This is a genomic window from Mycobacterium sp. ITM-2016-00316 (genome assembly GCF_002968335.2).
GTDB lineage: Bacteria > Actinomycetota > Actinomycetes > Mycobacteriales > Mycobacteriaceae > Mycobacterium.
The window spans coordinates 1,994,170-2,010,271 of record NZ_CP134398.1 but is presented as its reverse complement, the minus strand read 5'-3'; the positions used below and the strand labels follow the sequence as shown (position 1 = coordinate 2,010,271).

The window sequence follows — 16,102 nt, the reverse complement described above, 5'->3', positions numbered from 1 at the left end:
TAACCGGACCACGGTCCGAATAATTCCGGCTGAGTTAAAGTTCAAGGGTGGGCGCCCCCGACCGGCTGAAAGCACTGCCGTTGAGCACCGCCGCACCGGCGGAACGCGGCGATGCGGCGCGCAACCGTGCGCTGCTGCTCGACGCGGCCCGCAGGCTCATCGCCGAACGCGGCGCCGATGCGGTCTCCATGGACGACGTCGCCGCCGCGGCGGGCGTCGGCAAGGGCACACTGTTCCGGCGCTTCGGCAGCCGCTCGGGGTTGATGATCGTGCTCCTCGACGAGGACGAGGTGATCGAACAGCAGGCCTTCATGTTCGGCCCCCCACCACTGGGCCCCGGCGCACCGCCGCTGGAGCGTCTGCTGGCCTACGGCCGCAGCCGGCTGAGGTTCGTCCACGTCCACCACGCGCTGCTCTCCGATGCCGCCCGTGACCCACACACCCGGTTCAACGCCCCGGCGTCGCTACATCACACACATGTCCGGATGCTGCTCGAAAATGCCGGAACCACAGGCGATCTCGATGCACAGGCCGATGCGCTCACCGCGCTGCTCGACGCCGACCGGGTGGCCCACGAGCTGACCGACCGCGGCAGGACCCTCGACGAACTCGGCGACGCCTGGGAGACGGTGGCCCGCAAACTCTGCGGCACGTGAGCACGTGGATTCTGCATGTCGACCTGGACCAGTTCCTGGCCTCGGTCGAACTGCAGCGCCATCCCGAACTGGTCGGCCTGCCCGTCATCGTGGGCGGCAGCGGGGACCCCACCGAGGCGCGCAAGGTCGTCACCTGCGCGTCCTACGAGGCCCGCGACTTCGGTGTGCACGCCGGGATGCCGCTGCGCGTCGCGGCCCGCAGATGCCCGGATGCCACCTTTCTGCCATCGGACCCGCAGGCCTACGACCGGGCCTCCGAGCGGGTGATGGGGCTGTTGCGCGACCTGGGCCACCCATTGGAGGTATGGGGCTGGGACGAGGCCTATCTCGGTGCCGATGTCGCCGACCCCGTCGAGCTCGCGGACCGGATCCGCACCGTCATCGCCGCCGAGACCGGGCTGTCCTGCTCGGTCGGCATCAGTGACAACAAGCAGCGCGCCAAGGTGGCCACCGGGTTCGGCAAACCCGCCGGGATCTTCATCCTGACGGCGGACAACTGGATGACGCTCATGGGCGACCGCCCCGTCGACGCACTCTGGGGGGTGGGCCCCAAGACGGCCAAAAAGCTTGCCGCGATGGATATCCGTACGGTCGCCGACCTCGCCGCGACCGACGCCACCACCCTGACCGAGGCGTTCGGCCCCAGCACCGGGCTGGGGATTCTGTTGCTGGCCAAGGGCGGCGGCGATACCGAGGTCAGCTCGCAGCCCTGGGTGCCGCGCTCGCGCAGCCACGTCGTGACGTTCCCGCACGACCTGACCGATCGCACCGAGATGGACCGTGCGGTCACCGATCTCGCCGCCCAGACGCTCACCGAGATCGTCGCCGAAGGCCGTACCGTGACCCGGGTGGCGGTGACGGTGCGCACCAGTACGTTCTTCACCCGGACCAAGATCCGCAAGCTGCCCGCGCCCGGGAACGACCCGGCCACCATCACCGCCCAGGCGCTGGCTCTGCTCGACGATTTCGCACTCGACCGTCCCGTCCGGTTGTTGGGCGTCCGACTGGAATTGGAGATGCCGTGCTGAGCACCGTCGCGATCCGTGGCTATCGTTCGCTGCGCGAGATCGTGCTGCCGTTGGGTGGTCTGACGGTCGTCACCGGCGCAAACGGCACAGGTAAGTCCTCGGTGTACCGGGCGCTGCGACTGCTGGCAGACTGCGGCAGCGGCGCGGTCATCGGCTCGCTGGCCCGCGAAGGCGGCCTGGAATCGGTGCTGTGGGCCGGCCCCGAGCAGACATCGGGCGCCCGGCGCACCGGCAAGACCCAGGGCACCACCCGTACCCGCCCGGTGTCTCTCGAACTCGGTTTTGCCTCAGATGATTTCGGCTATCTGATCGACCTCGGGATGCCCCAGTACGCGGGCCCGGGCTCGTTCTTCGCCCGCGATCCCGAGATCAAACGCGAGGCGCTCTTCGCCGGCCCGGTGTTGCGACCCGCCGCCACGCTGGTGCAACGCACCCGCGATTACGCCGAGGTCAGCGCCGAAACCGGCCGCGGTTTCGACCGGCTGGCCCAGTCGCTGCCCAGCTACCGCAGCGTGCTGGCCGAGTTCGCCGACCCGGGTACCCACCCCGAGCTCGCAGCGGTGCGGGAGCGGTTGCGCGGCTGGCGGTTCTACGACGGGTTCCGGGTCGACGCGGCCGCCCCGGCGCGTCGCCCTCAGGTCGGCACCCGCACCCCGGTGCTCTCCGATGACGGTGCGGACCTGGCCGCCGCGGTACAGACCATCATCGAGGTCGGTTTCGACGACCTGCCCCGAGCGGTGGCCGATGCATTCGACGGTGCGCGGCTCTCGGTCGCGGTACGCGACGGGATCTTCGAGCTGCAGCTCCATCAGACCGGGATGCTGCGACCCTTGCGGGCCGCCGAATTATCGGACGGCACACTGCGTTTCCTGCTGTGGGGTGCCGCACTGCTGAGCCCGCGGCCACCGTCGCTGATGGTGCTCAACGAGCCCGAGACCTCACTGCACCCCGATCTGGTGGCCCCACTGGCCGGGATGATCCGGTCTGCCGCAGCGAGCACCCAGGTGGTGGTGGTGACGCACTCGGCGGGTCTGGTCGAGCTGCTGGCGCCCGAGTCGACGGTGGAGCTGATCAAGGAGTGGGGCGAGACCCGGATCGAGGGCCAGACCATGCTGTCCGCACCGTCTTGGGACTGGGGTAAGCGCTGAGCACCTACCATCGACACCCATGAGCGTGCGCATCACGGCCGCAACAGTGTCGGCCGCAGTCCTGCTGTTGCCCGGCTGTGCCAACAGTTCCGAGCCGGCGGACACGTCCACCGTCGCCCCGGTGTCGACCACCACGACGACGACCACGACCACCACGACAAGGACCGGGTCACCGAGTGCTCCCGAGTTCGCGCCGGCGCCCGGCGGGGACCTGGCGCCGGCCTAGCGGGATTTCGGACGCAGCGCCCGGGTGAACAGTACGTTCACCTGACGCATGGCCACGCTGTAGGGCCACCACGCGGCGCGCTTGAAGGCGTACAACGCACGGATATCGGGCGAGGTGTAGACCATGAACCGGTTGCGCCGTACCCCGGTGAGAATCTTCTCGGCGGCCTTCTCCGGGGAGATGGCGTGCCCGGCGAACCGTTCCACCCATTTGGCCACCCGGGGATCCTCGCGGTCCACGCCGGCGATCTGAACCGTCTGCACCAGGCCGGTTTTCACCGCTCCCGGCACCACCACAGACACCCCGATCCGGTGTCGGGCCAGGTCGAAGCGCAGCACCTCGCTCAGGCCGCGCAGCCCGTACTTGCTGGCGCTGTAGGCGGCGTGCCACGGCAGCGCGACGATGCCGGCCGCCGAGGACACGTTCACCAGGTGCCCACCGCGCCCGGCGGCGACCATCGGCGGCACGAACGTCTCGATGATGTGGATCGGCCCCATCAGGTTGACGTCGACCATCGACTTCCAGTGTTGATGGGTGAGCGTCGAGACGGTGCCCCAGGCCGAGATCCCGGCGATGTTCATCACGATGTCCATCGCACCGTGCGCGGAGTGGATATCGGCACCGAACGCGGAGACGGCGTCGAAGTCGCAGATGTCCAGCGCCCGGTGTGCGGGCACCTGCGCGCCGAGGGCCTGAGCATCGACGACCGTGGTGGCCAGGCCCTCGACGTCGCGGTCGGTGAGATAGAGCTCGGCCCCATGGCGGGCCAGCATCAATGCGGTCGCGCGGCCGATACCGCTGGCCGCGCCGGTGAGCAGAACTCGTTTCCCCGCAAAGCTGTCCGCCTGACCCATGTGCACGACCCTACCGAGCGCCGACGCTGCCCAATCAGTCCTCCCAGGACGCCGCGGTTCCCCACAGGGCGCTCAGCCACAGCCGTTCCAACACATCGATCGCACGTTCCGGGTCGGTACCGCGCCCGACGAACGCCGCGTCGTGGGACAGCGTCATCGCGGTGGTCGCGGTCAGCATGCGGACCAGGGCCGGGATGTCATCGGAGATGGGTCGGGTGCCCTTGCGCACCTCGTCCTCGACGACGCCGACGATCTTGGCGATCACCAGGTCCTCGAAGTCGTTCATGATGGCCGCGATCTGCTTGTCGGTGGCCTGCGCGGCGGTGCAGGCCGCCATGATCGGGTCGTTGGTGGCGAAAACGGCGGCCGCACTGCCGACCATCCGCTTGGCGAACGCGGCGGGCGACTCCCCGGGGTCGCGCGGGGCGAAGTTGTGGGTCAGCACATCCAGTTCGGCCAGCGCGTCCTTGACGATGAAGGCCAGTACTTCGTATTTGGAGTCGAAGTAGAAGTAGAAGCCCGACCGGGCCACTCCGGCGCGTTCGCTGATCATGCTCACCGACAGGTCGGCGAAGGGTTTGGTGCCCAGCAGCTCACGCACCGCCTTGACGATCGCATCGCGTTGGCGGTCCCCGCGACTGCGCCGCGTCTCGGATTCCGTATCGGGGATGGCGCTCATGGCACTAAACCTTTGCACCGCGCCACGCCAGAACAAAACTTGACATGCGTCAAGTCTGGCATACAGGATGGTTTCGAGAGTGAGATCCACCACACGGCCCTGTTGGTGGGAGGACCTTCCGAGGAGCGTTGCCGATGACGACCATCAGTACCCCGAGCTACCTGCTGGATCAGGCCAGACGACGATTCACCCCGACGGTCAACACGATCCCCGGCATGGGCGCCATCGAGAAGCGTTTGCTCACCCACGAGTGGAAGCAGCACATCCTGGCCGAACCCCCGGCGGGCAGCGGGCTCAAGGCCATCGCCGGCGACTCCGGCCTGCCACTGGTCGGGCACATCATCGAGATGTTCCGCGAGGGCGCGGACTTCCCGCTGCACCTCTACAACACCCGCGGCCCCATCACCTTTGCCGATTCGCCGATCCTGCCCTCGATCGTCGCGCTGGGCCCGGATGCCACCCAGACGATCTTCTCCAACCGGAACAAGGACTATTCGCAGAAGGGCTGGCATCCGGTCATCGGCCCGTTCTTCAACCGCGGGTTGATGATGCTGGATTTCGAGGAACACATGTTCCACCGCCGCATCATGCAGGAGGCCTTCACCCGGACCCGGCTGACCGGTTACGTCGAGCACATCGACCAGGTCGCCACCGCCGAGGTCGCCGCCTGGCCCACCGATGACGCCCGCTTCCTGTTCCACCCCGCCATGAAGGAACTGACCCTGGACATTGCCTCGGTGGTGTTCATGGGCCACGAGCACGGCGGGCACGACCACGAACTGGTCACCAAGGTCAACGACGCGTTCGCCACCACCACCCGCTCGGGCGGGGCGATCCTGCGGTTCAGCGTGCCCCCGTTCAAGTGGTGGCAGGGGCTGCGCGCCCGCAAGGTGCTGGAGGACTACTTCGTCGAGCGCATCAAGGAGCGCCGCAACTCGGGCGGCACCGACATGTTGTCGGTGCTCTGCCACACCAGCGATGACGACGGGAACTCGTTCTCCGACGAAGACATCGTCAACCACATGATCTTCCTGATGATGGCCGCGCACGACACCTCGACGTCGACGACGACGACCATCGCCTACAACCTGGCCGCCCACCCGGAGTGGCAGCAGCGCTGCCGTGACGAGTCCGACCGCCTCGGCGACGGCCCGCTCGACATCGAGGCGCTCGACAAGCTGGAAACCCTCGATCTGGTGATCAACGAGTCACTGCGCATGGTGACACCGTTGCCGTTCAACATGCGCCAGACCGTTCGCGACACCGATCTGCTCGGGTATTACGTGCCCGCCGGCACCAACGTGGTGACCTGGCCGGGGATGAACCACCGACTGCCCGAGTTGTGGACAGACCCGGAGAAGTTCGACCCGGACCGCTTCGCCGAGCCGCGCAGCGAACACAAGAAACACCGCTACGCCTTCGCGCCGTTCGGCGGCGGCGCGCACAAGTGCATCGGCATGGTCTTCGGCCAGCTGGAGATCAAGACGATCGTGCACCGGATGCTGCGCAATTACCGGCTGGAACTGGTCAAGCCCGGCTACACCCCGAAATGGGACAACGGCGGGATGCCGGTGCCGATGGACGGCATGCCAATCATCTTGCGCGCCATCCGTTGAACGCACACCGACACCAAACTTGACAGGCGTCAAGTGTGGCGTACAGGATGTCTGCAAAGAGTGACATCGACCACAGGTCTGTCCGCACGAACAGTTTGAGGAGCTCCGTCAGTGACGATCACGAGCAAGCCGACCATCAGCACCCCGGCCTACCTGATGGATCAGGCCAAGCGGAAGTTCACCCCCACGCTGAACAACATGCCCGGCCTCGGGTCGGTCGAAAAGCGGCTGCGGCAACACGATTTCAAGCAGTTCGTGCTGGCCGAACCGCCTGCGGGCAGCGGACTGAAGCCGGTGATGGGCGACTCGGGTGTGCCCATCCTGGGTCACATGATCGAGACGTTCCGGGCCGGGCCGGAGTACCTGCTCGAGGTGTACAAGAAGTTCGGCCCGGTGCACTACGCCTACTCCCCCGCGCTGCCCAGCGTGGCCGCGCTCGGGCCGGACGCCACCCAGGCGGTGTTCTCGAACCGCAACAAGGATTTCTCGCAGAAGGGCTGGGATCCGGTCATCGGGCCCTTCTTCAACCGTGGGCTGATGATGCTCGACTTCGACGAGCACATGTTCCACCGCCGCATCATGCAGGAGGCCTTCACCCGCTCCCGGCTCACGGGCTATGTCGAGCACATCGACCGGGTGGCATCGGCGGTCATCGCCGGGGACTGGGTGGAAAACGATGCCCGCTTCCTGTTCTACCCGGCGGTCAAGGAATTGACGCTGGACATCGCCTCGGTGGTGTTCATGGGACATGAGCCCGGCAGCGACAAGGAACTGGTGACCAAGGTCAACGACGCGTTCACCATGACCACCCGCGCGGGCGGCGCCATCGTCCGCACCGGCGTGCCGCCGTTCAAGTGGTGGCGGGGTCTGCAAGCCCGCAAGGTCCTCGACCACTACTTCGAGGAACGGGTCAAGGAGAAGCGCGGTTCCGACGGCACCGACATGCTCACGGTGCTCTGTCAGACCGCCGACGAGGACGGCAACACGTTCACCGATCAGGACATCGTCAACCACATGATCTTCCTGATGATGGCCGCGCACGACACGTCCACCTCGACGCTGACCACGATGGTGTATCACCTGGCCGCCAACCCGGAATGGCAGGAACGCTGTCGCGAGGAAAGCGAACGCCTCGGCGACGGACCGCTCGACATCGAGGCCCTGGACAAGCTGGAGACCCTGGACCTGGTGATCAATGAGGCTCTGCGCCTGGTCACTCCGCTGCCCTTCAATGTGCGCTCCACCGTGCGCGACACCGAACTGCTCGGCCACTTCATCCCGGCCAACACGAACGTGGTGACCTGGCCGTCGATCAACCATCACCTCCCCGAACTGTGGACCGACCCGCAGAAGTTCGACCCGGATCGCTTCGCCGAGCCGCGCAATGAGCACAAGCGGCACCGCTACGCGTTCGCGCCGTTCGGCGGCGGCGCGCACAAGTGCATCGGCATGGTGTTCGGGCAGCTGGAGATCAAGACCGTCATGCACCGGTTGCTGCGCAAGTACCGCCTGGAGCCGCCGTACCCCGGCTACAAGGCGAAGCTGGACTACGCCGGTATGCCGGTGCCGATGGACGGTATGCCGGTCATCCTGCGTCCGCTCTGATGCTCGACGCTGTTCGGTTTCCCACCCCAAACGCTAAATACGTGCCGCCGAAACGGTATTCCGGAAGGTCCTGAGTCGAACTTTCCCGTCTGGAATACAGTTTCGGCCGCTAGACGAGGAGCCGGTTCGCGCAGGCGATGACGGCACGCAGTGCGGACTGGTTCGGGCATTCCGACCAGCCGATCGCCCATTCGGTGTCCACTCCGTCGGTGCCGCGGATGAACGTCGCGGTCTGCCCGCCGGCCTGCAGCTGGTGGAAGTTGAGCATCTCGACGGCGATGCCGTGTTCGTAGAGCATGGCGGTCAGCGCGCCGAGCGGGCCCGAGGCCGTGGCGGACGCGATGATGGTGCGCGCACCGATGGCGATGGTGGCCCGATAGGTGTGCGCGTGGCGGCGACCGGGTGTCCGGTCCGCTCGCTCCCACTGGCTCAGCCGCAGCGGCCCGGCGCTGGAACCGAAGGTGTCCGCGACGTCATCCCAGGACATCTCGGCGGCCAGGTCGCGCAGTCCGCGCGGCAGGGGTGCGTCGAAGAAATCCGCGAAGCGCGGGCTCGCGATGGTGGTGGTGTGAGTGTTCATGTGCCGGTCTTCTCTGCTCAAAGGGAGCGACCGACGGGTAGTAGCTTCCGACCCACAGCGGGGGGTCGGTCTGGATCAGACCCCGCTGCGGGTGCTGGCTACTACGAGAATGTGATGCACGATCGCCGAGGTTAGACCTGCCGGGCGGGTGCGCGCAACTTCTTTGAATAGTTGAAGATGGCCCGGTGACATGGGCCGAGATCGTGCTGCTGTTCGCGGCCGGTATCGGTGGCGGGCTGGCAGGCAGTATCGCCGGCCTGGCCTCGGTATCCACCTACCCGGCCCTGCTGATGGTCGGACTGCCGCCGGTGACCGCGAACGTGACGAACACCGTGGCCCTGGTGTTCAACACCTTCGGCTCGGTGCGGGGCTCACTGCCCGAACTCGCCGGCCAGGGCCCGGAGCTCAAGCGGCTGGTCCCGATGGGTGCACTCGGCGGGCTCGCCGGCGCGCTGCTGCTGCTGTCCATCCCGTCGGAGGGATTCGAGAACGCGGTGCCCATCCTGCTCGCGGTGGCCGCGGTGGCGATCGCCCTTCCCCGGGGCAAAGACACCGGTGTGGCGCCGACGCTGGCGCGCACGATCGTGCGGGCCGCCATCGTCGGCGTCATCTGCGTGTACGGCGGGTTCTTCGGCGCCGCAGCGGGCGTCTTGTTGCTTGCGCTGTTCCTGCGCACCGGCGGCACCACGCTCGCCCACGCGAACGCGACCAAGAACGTCGTGCTCGGCGCCTCGAACGGCACTGCGGCAGTGGTGTTCGCGATCGTCGCACCGGTGCACTGGCCGGCCGTGGCGGCGATGGGCGTCGGCTGTCTCATCGGCTCCCGACTCGGCCCGATCGTGGTGCGGCACGCGCCCGCCACCCCGCTGCGCATGCTGATCGCCGTCGCCGGTCTGGCGCTGGCGGTCAAGCTGGGCTTCGACACCTACCGCTGAGCGTCAGTTCTCGTAGTCCAGGCAGCTTTCGGCGCCGTTGATGACGCCCTCGCGGAACGCCCGCACCCGGTCGAACCCGGCACCCTGGCGGTCGGCGTCGCCGTCACCGCGGAACACCAGCAGCGCCTTGATGCCCTCGTCGAGGTCGCCCGGCGAGATCGACCAGGAACTGGTCTCGGCCCGGTTCTGCAGGATCACGCTGGCGGTGTACCCGCCGGCCAGACAGTCCGCGCGCAGGGTCGAGGTCTTCTCATCGGAATCGTCACCGAGGCGGGTCAGCGCGGCCAGACCGTACTGGGTGGCAAGCAGCGTCGAGACCGCGTAGTCACCACCTTGGCGATACACCTCGGGCATCGTCTCGCTGTTATCCCAGCCGACGTAATCGTCTGGGACACAATAGAACAGCGAGTAGCCCTCGGTGGACTGGTCGCCGCACATCGGCGGATTCGCCGGATCGAAGGCCTCCAGGCCCGCGACCGGCGGCCAGGCCTGGCCGCCGGTGAGCTCCGGGTACAGCTGCGTCCAGTAGTCCTCCAGGTCGTAGGGCACGCCGTTGACGATCGAGTCGTACGGCGCGTCACCGCCGCTGGCCGCATCCGCGATGTTGTTGAACGGCAGTGCCAGGACCATCGGCTCGTCGTCGCGGTAGTCCTTGCACCGATCCAGACCGTTGTCGAAACCGTCCTGGAACGCGCTGACCCGGTCGAAGCCACTGCCGTGCGCGTTCGGGTCGGTCTTGGCCGTTCCCGGGTTGTCCCGCAGGTCCAGCACACCGGCCAGCGCCGTGTCCAGACCCCCGCTGGTCACCTCGAAGACACCGGTGTCCTGGGCGTGGCGCGCCCATGCACCGGCGAAGCAGTCGGCCTGCAGTTCGCGGGTGACGGTGCGGGCGGTGAAGTTCGAGCGGGCCTGCACGGCGTGCGCGAATTCGTGGGCCATCACGACCGGGATGACGAAGTCGCCGTACTTGGACTGCATGTCGGGCAGCAGTTCCTGGGCATCCCAGGCGATGACGTCCTCGGTCGAGCAGTAGAAGGCGTTACCGGCGACCTCGTCGGGTTCGGTGGTACACGGCGGGGCGTCACTGTTCGCCGTGACGGCGAAGTAGCCACCGGCGATCTGCTCGAAGTCCTCCCCGTAGAGCTCCGGGTAGTTCTGCGCCCAGTACTGCTCCAGGTCGGCGATCGCCTGGATGGCGATTTGGTTGACCGGTTCGGAGGCGTCGCCCTCGATGGTGATGCTGCTGGTATCGGGTGCGGCACCGGTCTTCTCGGTCGGCGAGGGGATCTCCGGCTGGGGCGATCCGCACGCCGCCAGCATCCACATGGCAGCCGCTGCAGCCATGATCTTGATATTCATGGGCAAACATTAGCGGGGTGTTGCGGATATTGGATAGATCGCGCGCCAAATGCGATTTCGGCGGCCCGCGACTGCTCAGCGGTCGCGGGCGCGCCGAATCCGCAACGTCTACTTGGGGGCGAAACGCTGCCCGGCGTCCAGCCGGATGCACTGGCCGTTGAGCATCGGGTTCTCCACGATGGCCACGGCGAGCTTTGCGTACTCCTCCGGTTTGCCCAGGCGCTTGGGGAAGGCCGCGTCCTTGGTCAGCACGGTGGCGAACTCGTCGGGGATGCCCTCGGTCAACCCGGTGGCGAACAGGCTGGGCGCAATGGCCAACGCACGGATGCCCAGGCTGCCCAGATCACGCGCCATCGTCAGGCACATGCCGGCGATCGCGGCCTTGGAGGCGGTGTAGGCGATCTGGCCGATCTGGCCCTCGAACGCGGCGATGGAGGCGGTATTGATGATGACGCCGCGCTCTTCGGCCTCTCCCCCATCTTCGGAGTCGACCAGATCGTTCTTGCTCATGTGCCAGGCCGACAGCCGGCTGATGTTGAAGGTGCCGATCAGGTTGAGATCGATGGACTGCCGGAAGGATTCGAGGCTGTGCGGACCGTCCTTCTTCACGGTGCGTTCGCCGATTCCACCGCCCGCGGTGGTCACCGCGATGTGCAGGCCGCCGAGATCTTCGACCACCGTGGCCAGGGTCTGCTCGGTGCCGTCGAAATCGGTGACGTCCACCTCGTAGAACGATCCGCCGACCTGTTCGGCGATCTCCTTGCCCTTCGACTGGGGACGGTCGAGGATCGCGACGCTTGCGCCGCGTTTGGCCAGCGCCTCGACGGTGGCCCGTCCGAAGCCGGATGCCCCGCCGACCACAACGGCCTTCTTGCCCGAAATCTCCATCTAGCTCCCTTTCCAGATTGCGTTCAGAATGTAACGCTACGTTCGGACGTCACATTACGGTAAGGCTTTCGGCGACTTCGCTGAGCTAGCGTGGACGCCGTGAGTTCCCCCTCCTCTGGCGTCCGGATTCTCAGCGGAATCGCGGCCGCCGCGGTGACCCTCGGTGTCAGCGCACTGGTGGCCGTTCCCCTCGGCTCCTCCGCCGACGCCCGCAACGCCATCGGCTCCACCGTCATCGACCTCACCCCGGGCCCGGTCAAGGAATGGGCGATCCAGACGTTCGGCACCTCCGACAAGCTCTTTCTGGCGGTGGCGGTACTGCTGGTCATCGCCGTACTGGCCGCGGTCGCCGGGTTGGCCGAGCGCCGCCGGTTGCCGATCGGCAGCGTCATGTTCGCGGCGGCGGCCACGGCCGGTTGCGTGGCGGTGCTCTCGCGACCCGGGTCAGCGCCTGTCGACGTGATCCCGACGGCTGTCGGTGGCGTGGCCGGCATCCTGGCCCTGCGCTTCCTGACATCGGGGCGGCTGAGCGACGGGACCGCCCACGAATCGGCCGAAGCAGACCCCGGCCGCCGGTTGTCGCTGGCCGCTCTCGGTCTGCTCGGACTCGGTGTGCTGGGCGGGGCGGTCGGTTCGGTGTGGGCACGGCGGGTGCACTCGGTAGCCGATGACCGCGAGGCGTTCACCCCGCCTCGGATCGCGCGGCCCGCGCCGCCGGTCCCCCCAGGGGTGCAACCCACCGGCGTGGACGTCACACCCTTCGTCACCGACAATGCCGAGTTCTACCGGATCGACACCGCGCTGAGCGTGCCGCAGCTGTCGCGGGAGGGCTGGAAACTGCGGATCCACGGCATGGTCGAAAACGAAAAGACCTTCACCTTCGCCGATCTCGAACAGTTCGAACTGATCGAGCAGATGGTGACGCTGGCGTGTGTGTCCAATCCCGTCGGCGGCGATCTGGTCGGCAACGCGCTCTGGGGCGGATACCGGGTGCGAGACCTGCTGGCGGCGGCCGGGGTCTCCCCCGACGCGGATATGGTGCTCTCGAAATCCAGTGACGGATTCACCGCGGGCACACCGACCGAGGCCATGACCGATGACCGGGATGCGCTGCTGGCCATCACGATGAACGGTCAGCCGCTGCCCATCGAACACGGCTATCCCGCGCGCCTGGTGGTGCCCGGCCTATACGGCTATGTCTCGGCCACCAAATGGGTGGTCGATCTGGAGTTGACGAGATTCGATCGGGCGCAAGGCTATTGGACGCCACTAGGGTGGTCCGAGCGTGGCCCGATCAAGACCCAGTCCCGTGTCGACGTGCCTCGCAGCGGGCAGGACGTCCCGGCAGGGCCGGTCCGCTTCGGCGGCGTGGCGTGGGCACAGCCGCGCGGCGTGCGAGCGGTCGAGGTCCGCATCGACGAGGGCCCGTGGCAACAGGCCACCCTCGGCGCGGCCTACTCCGATGACACCTGGCGGCTGTGGAGTTTCGACTGGCAGGCCGACCAGCCCGGCCCCCACCTCATCGCGGTGCGGGCCACCGACAACACCGGCTATGTACAGACCTCCGATATGGCCGACGTCGTCCCCGACGGCGCCACCGGCTGGCACACGGTCAGCTTCTCGGTGGTCTGATCCCCTGCTCCAGCTTCGACGCGAAAACTGCTGCCTGCGTGCGCCGTTGCATGCCCAGCTTCGCCAGCAACCGGGAGACGTAGTTCTTCACCGTCTTCTCCGCGAGGAACATCCGGGCGGCGATCTGGCGGTTGGTCAGGCCCTCGGACAGCAGCTGCAGCAGTGCGCGTTCCTGCTCGGTGAGACCGGTCAGCGGGTCATCGCGGGCGGCCGCACCGCGCAGATTGGCCATCAGCGCGGCCGCGGCGCGGTTGTCCAGCAGCGACCGGCCCGCACCCACATCCTTGATCGCCGCGGCCAGCTCCAGGCCCTTGATGTCCTTGATGACATACCCGCTGGCACCGGCCAGGATGGCATCGAGCATGGCCTCGTCAGAGGTGAACGATGTCAGCATCAGGCATCGCAGATCAGGCAGGGCCGAGAGCAGGTCGCGGCACAGTTCGATGCCGTTTCCGTCGGGTAACCGCACATCGAGCACCGCCACATCGGGGCGGACCGCGGGCACCCTGGCCAGCGCCTCGGCGACGGTGCCCGCTTCACCGACGATCTCCAGGTCGGGATCGGATCCGAGCAGGTCGATCAGACCGCGACGAACGACCTCGTGGTCGTCGACCAGGAACACCTTCAGCACCGACATGACTCCATCATGGCCGGTACTGCGGCAGCGCGTCCTCGCGAAACTCCCGTCCGGTCATCCGGTCGGTCCTGATCCGGATGAAGTGATCCCGTCGGCCCTGCACCCAAGGCTCGATGAAGGTGCCCGCGACGTCCACCAGATCATCGACCCCGGTGATGGGTTCGGCGTGCCCGACGACGGTCACGCTCCAGCCGTTGCGCAGGTCCGCGTCCAGCACGTCGGCCTCGAAGGCCACCACCTGGTTGGCGGTGGCCGCCTGCAGTTTGGGGCCACCGGCCACCCGGATCACCACATCGTCGCGCCATACCCGGAAGTTGACGGGCTGGATCGCGGGCAGCGCGTCCTCGGTGAACACCAGCCTGCCGACCCGCACCTGCGCGAGCCGATCCAGGCACTGCCTGCGATTGAGAACGTCGAGCTGCGATCCGTGCGGCTTGCTCATCGACATTCCGGCCACCTCCCTGGGGCGGCGTGCCTCGCTCGCCGCGTCGAGGTCAAGTGTCGAGGACACCGACCGGCAACGACAGGGCCGAAAGTCCTCAGTTCGAGGAAAAGCCCTGGTGAACAGGTTGCAGGCCAGCTGTTTCGGCACTCGATCCGCCGCCGAGCCCGGTGCGCGTCACGCTGTGTCTCGTGTGTGTCGGAGCCCGGTGGCAGGCTGGACGGGTGCTGCTCGCTGAGATCGCGGCCACCTCGACGGAGGTGGGCTCCCTGTCGTCGCGCCTGGCCAAGGTCACTCGCGTCGCCACGACGCTGTCCGCCGCAGGCACACCCGCCGACATCGGCGTGATCGTGGCGTGGCTGTCCGGGGAACTTCCGCAGCGCCAGATCGGCGTCGGCTGGGCGTCGCTGCGCACCCTGCCCGAACCGGCCGCCACCGCCACCCTCACCGTGGACGGCGTCGACGCGACGTTCTCGGAGATCAAAGGGCTGAACGGGCGTGGTTCACAAGCTCGGCGCACGGCGAGCCTGGCCGCGCTGTTCGGCGCCGCCACCGCTGATGAGCAGCAGTTTCTGCGGCGGCTACTGGCCGGCGAGTTGCGCCAGGGCGCGCTGGCCGGGGTCATGGTCGACGCCGTCGCCAAGGCCGCCGAGGTGCCGGTAGCAGCGGTGCGGCGGGCAGCCATGCTGGCCGGGGATCTGCCGGTCGTCGCGGCCGCCGCCCTGCGCGGTGGTGAGCCGGCGCTGGCCCGGTTCTCCCTGCAGGTCGGTCGCCCGGTCGGGCCGATGCTCGCCCAGACCGCGGCCTCGGTCGAGGACGCACTCGACAAACTGGGCGGCACAGCGCTGTTCGAATCGAAGCTCGACGGGGCCCGGGTGCAGGTCCATCGCGTCGGCGATACCGTCTCGATCTACACCCGCAGCCTCGACGATGTCACCGCGCGCCTGCCCGAGGTCGTCGAAGCCACCTTGGCGCTGCCGCTCACCGCTCTCATCGCCGACGCGGAGGCCATCGCACTGCGCCCGGACGGCCGGCCGCATCGCTTTCAGGTCACCGCCTCCCGGTTCGGCACCCGCTCCGGCGAGGTCGGCCGCGAGCCGCTGTCGGTGTTCTTCTTCGACCTGCTGCACCGTGACGGCACCGACCTGCTGGATCTTCCGATGACCGAGCGGCTCGCCGCGCTGGACGAGGTGGTGCCGCAGAACCAGCGGATGCAGCGGCTGTTGACCGCGGATCCCGATGTCGCGCAACAATTCCTGGCCGACACACTGGACGCCGGGCATGAGGGCGTGATGGCCAAGGACCCGGGCGCCGCCTACGCGGCGGGCCGGCGCGGTGCGGCCTGGCTGAAGGTCAAGCCGGTGCACACCCTGGATCTGGTGGTGCTGGCCGTGGAGTGGGGTTCCGGGCGACGCACCGGCCTACTGTCGAACATCCACCTCGGCGCCCGTGACCCGCAGACCGGGGGCTTCATCATGCTGGGCAAGACGTTCAAGGGCATGACCGATCAGATGCTGGCCTGGCAGACCCGGCGTTTTACCGAGTTGGCCGACGGAGCCGGGCTGCCGGCGACATCAGGCTCAGCGCCGACCGACGGCTACGTCGTCACGGTGCGGCCCGAGCAGGTCGTCGAGATCGCCTACGACGGTGTCCAGGGTTCGACCCGGTATCCGGGTGGGATGGCCTTGCGGTTCGCCCGGGTACTGCGCTACCGCGAGGACAAGAGCGCCGCCGAGGCCGACACGGTCGACACCGTCCGTGAACACTACGAACGCAACGGATGACCGGAAAGTCCCGTTGCAGCCTTTGTCCGGTGC

General features: G+C 67.6%; 16 protein-coding genes. 9 read left to right on the top strand and 7 right to left on the bottom strand.

Features of this window, described 5'->3' with window-relative positions; genetic code table 11:
• Window positions 1-47 precede the first annotated feature (47 nt).
• From C6A86_RS09580 to C6A86_RS09565, 4 genes are read left to right on the top strand one after another with little or no spacing between them, the layout of a single operon-like run.
• Window positions 48-656: a TetR/AcrR family transcriptional regulator gene (locus tag C6A86_RS09580; RefSeq protein WP_105362642.1), complete on the top strand. Its 609-nt coding sequence runs from the start codon at window positions 48-50 to the stop codon at window positions 654-656.
• Window positions 653-1,684, top strand: a complete 1,032-nt coding sequence (locus tag C6A86_RS09575) for a DNA polymerase IV (protein ID WP_105362643.1) — start codon at window positions 653-655, stop codon at window positions 1,682-1,684. Before C6A86_RS09580 ends, C6A86_RS09575 begins: the two co-directional genes overlap by 4 nt.
• Window positions 1,678-2,832 carry an AAA family ATPase gene (locus C6A86_RS09570; RefSeq protein ID WP_105362644.1) on the top strand — a complete coding sequence of 385 codons (1,155 nt, stop codon included), beginning with the start codon at window positions 1,678-1,680 and terminating at the stop codon, window positions 2,830-2,832. The genes C6A86_RS09575 and C6A86_RS09570 overlap by 7 nt, the downstream gene beginning before the upstream one ends.
• Before the next feature lie 19 nt (window positions 2,833-2,851).
• On the top strand, window positions 2,852-3,058 hold the full coding sequence (locus tag C6A86_RS09565; protein ID WP_158263247.1) for a hypothetical protein: 207 nt from the start codon (window positions 2,852-2,854) through the stop codon (window positions 3,056-3,058).
• Here the strand turns inward: C6A86_RS09565 and C6A86_RS09560 are convergent.
• Window positions 3,055-3,912, bottom strand: coding sequence for an SDR family oxidoreductase (locus tag C6A86_RS09560; protein WP_105362645.1), 858 nt, complete (start codon window positions 3,910-3,912; stop codon window positions 3,055-3,057). The genes C6A86_RS09565 and C6A86_RS09560 overlap by 4 nt on opposite strands.
• A gap of 34 nt (window positions 3,913-3,946) precedes the next feature.
• Window positions 3,947-4,591 carry a TetR/AcrR family transcriptional regulator gene (locus C6A86_RS09555; RefSeq protein ID WP_105362646.1) on the bottom strand — a complete coding sequence of 215 codons (645 nt, stop codon included), beginning with the start codon at window positions 4,589-4,591 and terminating at the stop codon, window positions 3,947-3,949.
• Window positions 4,592-4,725: 134 nt separating this feature from the next.
• On the opposite strand from C6A86_RS09555, the gene C6A86_RS09550 reads away from it, so the two are divergent.
• Complete coding sequence (locus tag C6A86_RS09550; RefSeq protein ID WP_105362647.1) at window positions 4,726-6,207, top strand: cytochrome P450; 1,482 nt, start codon at window positions 4,726-4,728, stop codon at window positions 6,205-6,207.
• Window positions 6,208-6,363: 156 nt separating this feature from the next.
• Complete coding sequence (locus C6A86_RS09545; protein WP_105362650.1) at window positions 6,364-7,812, top strand: cytochrome P450; 1,449 nt, start codon at window positions 6,364-6,366, stop codon at window positions 7,810-7,812.
• A 109-nt stretch (window positions 7,813-7,921) separates the two neighbouring features.
• Here C6A86_RS09545 and C6A86_RS09540 read toward each other — a convergent pair whose 3' ends face one another.
• Entirely contained in the window at window positions 7,922-8,392 is a 471-nt protein-coding gene (locus tag C6A86_RS09540) for a homocitrate synthase (protein WP_105362648.1), read from the bottom strand.
• A 185-nt stretch (window positions 8,393-8,577) separates the two neighbouring features.
• Here C6A86_RS09540 and C6A86_RS09535 point away from each other — a divergent pair, with 185 nt between their 5' ends.
• Window positions 8,578-9,327, top strand: a complete 750-nt coding sequence (locus C6A86_RS09535; RefSeq protein WP_105362649.1) for a sulfite exporter TauE/SafE family protein — start codon at window positions 8,578-8,580, stop codon at window positions 9,325-9,327.
• 3 nt (window positions 9,328-9,330) lie between these two features.
• Here the strand turns inward: C6A86_RS09535 and C6A86_RS09530 are convergent, their stop codons facing one another.
• Together C6A86_RS09530 and C6A86_RS09525 are read right to left on the bottom strand one after the other, a co-directional pair.
• Complete coding sequence (locus C6A86_RS09530) at window positions 9,331-10,686, bottom strand: neutral zinc metallopeptidase (protein ID WP_311101095.1); 1,356 nt, start codon at window positions 10,684-10,686, stop codon at window positions 9,331-9,333.
• A gap of 108 nt (window positions 10,687-10,794) precedes the next feature.
• The gene (locus C6A86_RS09525; RefSeq protein WP_105364901.1) at window positions 10,795-11,574 is read right to left on the bottom strand and encodes an SDR family NAD(P)-dependent oxidoreductase; all 780 of its coding nucleotides are present in this window, start codon (window positions 11,572-11,574) and stop codon (window positions 10,795-10,797) included.
• Between the two features lie 99 nt (window positions 11,575-11,673).
• On the opposite strand from C6A86_RS09525, the gene C6A86_RS09520 reads away from it, so the two are divergent.
• On the top strand, window positions 11,674-13,206 hold the full coding sequence (locus C6A86_RS09520; RefSeq protein ID WP_105364927.1) for a molybdopterin-dependent oxidoreductase: 1,533 nt from the start codon (window positions 11,674-11,676) through the stop codon (window positions 13,204-13,206).
• On the opposite strand, the gene C6A86_RS09515 is transcribed toward C6A86_RS09520, so the two are convergent.
• Both C6A86_RS09515 and C6A86_RS09510 read right to left on the bottom strand, forming a co-directional pair.
• Window positions 13,187-13,837: a response regulator transcription factor gene (locus C6A86_RS09515; RefSeq protein WP_105364926.1), complete on the bottom strand. Its 651-nt coding sequence runs from the start codon at window positions 13,835-13,837 to the stop codon at window positions 13,187-13,189. The genes C6A86_RS09520 and C6A86_RS09515 overlap by 20 nt on opposite strands.
• A gap of 13 nt (window positions 13,838-13,850) precedes the next feature.
• On the bottom strand, window positions 13,851-14,291 hold the full coding sequence (locus tag C6A86_RS09510; protein ID WP_396834994.1) for a pyridoxamine 5'-phosphate oxidase family protein: 441 nt from the start codon (window positions 14,289-14,291) through the stop codon (window positions 13,851-13,853).
• A gap of 218 nt (window positions 14,292-14,509) precedes the next feature.
• On the opposite strand from C6A86_RS09510, the gene C6A86_RS09505 reads away from it, so the two are divergent.
• Window positions 14,510-16,069, top strand: a complete 1,560-nt coding sequence (locus tag C6A86_RS09505; RefSeq protein WP_105364902.1) for an ATP-dependent DNA ligase — start codon at window positions 14,510-14,512, stop codon at window positions 16,067-16,069.
• Window positions 16,070-16,102 lie beyond the last annotated feature (33 nt).